This window comes from Streptomyces sp. 8N706 (assembly GCF_052245415.1).
Taxonomy (GTDB): domain Bacteria; phylum Actinomycetota; class Actinomycetes; order Streptomycetales; family Streptomycetaceae; genus Streptomyces.
The window spans coordinates 1-3,972 of the sequence record NZ_JBQQBW010000216.1 but is presented as its reverse complement, the minus strand read 5'-3'; the positions used below and the strand labels follow the sequence as shown (position 1 = coordinate 3,972).

Here is a 3,972-nt window from a genome sequence, read left to right as displayed (position 1 = left end):
GAATTCCATGAACTGCGTCGCGCGGACGATCGAGTAGGGGATCGGTCCGGCCGCGAGGATGTCCTCCTGGAGCGCCTTGGCCCGGTAGTAGTCCAGCTCAGGCACCTGGTCCACGCCGACGATCGAGAGAATAACGAAATGCCGGACACCACTCTTCTGGCCCGCGGCCAGAAGGTTTTCCATCGAGGTCTGGAAGAAGGCCAGGGAGGCTTCGTCGAAGGTCGGGGAGTTCGTCAGGTTAACGATGACGTCGGCCCCCGCCACCGCCTCGTCCAGCCCCTGGCCGCTGATGACGTCGATTCCGGTGGACAGTGAGTGCGGTACCGCCTCGTGCCCGGCGACGTTCAGATTCTTGACGACCTGCGACCCGATCAGCCCGGTACCGCCGATGACCGCGAACTTCATGACATGCCTTTCGTCGGGAGATGCGTTCGCAATATGGCACATGATTCCTATATCGGCGTTTGGTGTGAGGTCAGGGTCGTACATTCGGCCGACGTGCGAGCACAGCCAGGGACACAGACCCCGCAAGGTGGCCCCTCAGGCCACGAGAGCCCAGCACCAGCAGCTCTGCCTCATTCCCCGCAGTGCACAGCACGGCGACCGGGTCTGCGGCGATCCAAGTCGATTCCACGTGCAGGCTCGGGTAGCGGCGTCGCAAGCGCCTCTGCGCGCTATGGAGCGACCGCTCGCCCCAGCCCCGCACCGTGTCCACGTCGACACAATGGGAGTCGGCGCAGACTTCAAGGTCCCACGCTTGAAGCAGATGCAAGGGTACTGCCCGGCTCACCGCCTGGTAGGCGGCCTACTCCGCGGCGGCAAGGCTCTTCCGCGCCCCGTCGAGGCCGACGGTGACGGTGCCAGACGTGCTTGTCCTCCTCATCGGGGGTGTTGGGACTGACATCCCGTGACAGAGCGGGCCATGCGGCCCTGCTTCGGAGAGCATCGGCCCCCGGACGGCAGGACTGGCGGGCCCGGCGGTGCAGCACAGCCTGCGGGCGGCAAGGCTGAAACGGGTCCGTATGTTCGAACTGGGCAGTCGTAGTGCCCCTACATCGCCCATGCTGGGGGGAACGGGGCTGATTGAGTGGCCGTGCCCGTCAAACGCCTATGGAGGCACCCTTATGACCCGAGCCGTCGTCACAGGAGTGGACGGATCTCCCGAAAGCCTGGCCGCCGCCGAATGGGCAGCCCGTGAAGCCGCGCTCCGCGGGCTGCCGCTCCGCATCGTGCACGCCTGGCTCTGGCAGCCCCTGGACGTACCGGTCGTCCAGGACGAGGAAGCGCAGGGCCGGTCCGCCCATGCCGTTATTCGGGAGGCAGAGACACGCGTGGCCAACCGGTATCCGGACGTGCCAGTAACCGCAGAGGTGGTATCAGCAGCAGCAGTTGCCGCTCTGCTGTCCGAAGCTGAGCGGGCGGGCATGCTCGTGCTCGGCTCCCGGGGGCACGGGGCTCTCGCCGGATTTCTGCTCGGCTCCTACGGTCAGCAGGTGATCGCTGCCGCCTCCTGCCCGGTGGTCTCCGTCCGGGCTCCTGATGCGGGCACCGAGGAAGCGGGAGGCAGGGAAGTCGTCGTGGGACAGCAGGGCCAGCCGGAGGACAGTGACCATGTACTGGAGTTCGCCTTCGAAGCGGCCGCAGCCCGCGGCGCAACGCTGCGAGCGGTGCGGGCCTGGAGCCTGCCGCCCATCTTCGCCTACAGCCCAGGATCGATGCGTCTTGCCGACGAAGCCGGAGGACTGGAACCGTTCGAGAAAAAAGCGCTGGAGCACGCGCTCGATCCCTGGCGCAAGAAGTACCCCACCGTCACGGTGATCCCGCACGTCGAAATGGGAAGCGCGGGGCAAGTGCTGCTGTCGGCTTCCACCCGGGCACAACTGCTCGTCCTCGGCCGACGGGTACACCGCTCCCCCATCGGGGGCCGTATCGGCTCAGCCGCTCACGCCGCTTTGCACCACGCCGCCTGCCCCGTCGCAGTAGTACCACACCGTGAGAACCTAGCGGCCTCGCGGTGACTTGAAGACTCGCCTCTGCCCTCCTCCCAGCCATGAACACGGAAGCGGGCCGCAGGGCCCGGAAGTCGGCATCCCGTGCTGCCGGGTAGTAGAGCCACAGCTGTTTCCGGAAGGGATGCCAGCGACGGATCCGCGCCCACTCTTTATCTGTGCCGAAGCACGATAGGTGTCACCGCAGGGACACGGCCGACCTGTGTCAATTCACAGTGGATGCACCTATGTTGTCATTTGCTCGTCGCGCTACTTGTCACAAGTGCCCTGTGAGGCAGGGTCTTCTGTCACCGCTCTGTCATGCGCTGTGGATACACCTGCGGGTCCATCCTGCAGAACGCCAAACTGAGTCCCATGTCCACGCTGTGGAGCTTGTTAGCCGCCCCTGCCGGAGCCGTCGCGACCACACTGATCGGTGTGTTCGCGGGGAGTGTGGTCAGCAGGAGGGCACAAGACAGGCACTGGGTCCGAGACCAGGTGGCGGCCACGTGCGCGCGTGTACTGCGCGAATCATCAGGTGTACTCGTGGACCTCAGCGAGATGGAAGCCAGTCGCCCTGACTCCGTCCCGCAAGGTGTGGTGCTCCCAACCACCATCGACTGGCGACCGTGGAACGAGGCCCTGAGCATGGTGAACCTTGTCGCTGACAAGGACATTGCGGAAGCCGCGCACGCACTTGATGAGCAGATATGGCGTCTCCACATCATCGTCAAACGTGGTCTGACCCCCGAGGAGAACTGGCTCGTTCTGCGCTCGCGTGTGGTATCAGCGCAGAACAACTTCATCACCGTCGCACGCCACCAGCTCTCGCTTGCAGGAGATCCACTCCGACGCTTCTCTGGGCGGCCGGCTCCGGACGACCCAGTCTGGACGTCGTGAGCTGACCAGGGACTGAGGTCCCCGGATCCGCACTATCCCCGGATGCGCTCGGCGGTCTTGGTGCCAGGGAGCATGCCTCGGCTCATTTATCAGTGTGCCGAAGCACGATGGGTGTCACCACCGGCGGTGGCTGACCTGCAGCTTCGGAGCGGCGAAGCACAACAGTTGTCACCAGGTCGGCGCGCTGCTTGTCACCAGCAGCGTGGAAGGCACGGCTGTTGTCACCAGCTCCGGTGCCCTGTCGACCGCCTGAGCTGCGCACGAGTACCCCGTCGGTGAACATGCTTGTCACGTGCTGGCGCCCCGGTGACAACAACCCTGCCTATATGACACCCATCGCGCTTCGGCTCATTATCAGTTAACCCCTCAGGCATGGCGTGCTCCTTTTAGAAGGAGAGGTCGACGTAGTCGATGTCGGTGAATGCGACTTCGAGGTCGGCGGCGCGGCGTCCGCCGTCCTTGAAATAGATTTCCTGGAGTCCTTCGGCGACGATTGTGCGCATCTGCTGGTCGGTGGCGCCCTGTTCTCTGGCGTCGAAGAGGCGGGCGGCGTAGGCCGGGGGGAGGTGGACGGTCAGCCGTCGGATGCGGCCGTCGTCGGTGGTGCCGATGGGGGCGGTGTAGCCGAAGCGGGCGCGGGTCTCCACGGTGATGCCGGTGCTGGTGGCGGCCTGCTTCCGGCGGCGCTTGCGGACCTGTGGCTGCCAGCGGGCGCGGACGGCTGCCTCGATCCGGTCCGCGATGTCTTTGGGCGGCTTCTTGCGCTCGCCGGTGCGGTAGCGCTCCACCGACCGCTGGGTGACCCCGAGTTCCTGGGCGATGGCCCGGGTGGTCTTGAGCTGCTTGAGGAGGAAGTTGATGCGGGCCTGGAGGCCCTTGGGTGGCTCGCGGGTGAAGACCTCCTGGTCGGCGCGGTGGAGGGCGTCGTGGATATCCGTCACGGGCTACTCTCCTTCGTCCATGACGGCGTCGCCGCCCTTGATGTGGCGGGCGGGGTTGTAGCCCTGCTCCATCAGGTCCACCGCCCACGCCATCCCCTGCACCCCTTCGACCTTGCACAGGCCCGGTGTGGGACCGAGGCGGA

4 protein-coding genes and 1 pseudogene are annotated in these 3,972 nt (G+C 65.7%); 2 read left to right on the top strand and 3 right to left on the bottom strand.

The features are described from left to right. On the bottom strand, nucleotides 1-405 hold a 405-nt coding region (locus tag ACTWQE_RS33780; RefSeq protein ID WP_443332913.1), incomplete at its 3' end, for an SDR family oxidoreductase. A 70-nt stretch (nucleotides 406-475) separates the two neighbouring features. Next, nucleotides 476-793: pseudogene (locus ACTWQE_RS33775) on the bottom strand (universal stress protein); the annotation flags it as partial. Between the two features lie 331 nt (nucleotides 794-1,124). On the opposite strand from ACTWQE_RS33775, the gene ACTWQE_RS33770 reads away from it, so the two are divergent. Together ACTWQE_RS33770 and ACTWQE_RS33765 are read left to right on the top strand one after the other, a co-directional pair. Continuing rightward, the gene (locus ACTWQE_RS33770) at nucleotides 1,125-2,018 is read left to right on the top strand and encodes a universal stress protein (protein ID WP_443332912.1); all 894 of its coding nucleotides are present in this window, start codon (nucleotides 1,125-1,127) and stop codon (nucleotides 2,016-2,018) included. A gap of 516 nt (nucleotides 2,019-2,534) precedes the next feature. Then, nucleotides 2,535-2,888, top strand: a complete 354-nt coding sequence (locus tag ACTWQE_RS33765; RefSeq protein WP_443332911.1) for a hypothetical protein — start codon at nucleotides 2,535-2,537, stop codon at nucleotides 2,886-2,888. Between the two features lie 386 nt (nucleotides 2,889-3,274). On the opposite strand, the gene tpg is transcribed toward ACTWQE_RS33765, so the two are convergent. Continuing rightward, nucleotides 3,275-3,829: a telomere-protecting terminal protein Tpg gene (gene tpg / locus ACTWQE_RS33760; RefSeq protein ID WP_443332910.1), complete on the bottom strand. Its 555-nt coding sequence runs from the start codon at nucleotides 3,827-3,829 to the stop codon at nucleotides 3,275-3,277. Nucleotides 3,830-3,972 lie beyond the last annotated feature (143 nt).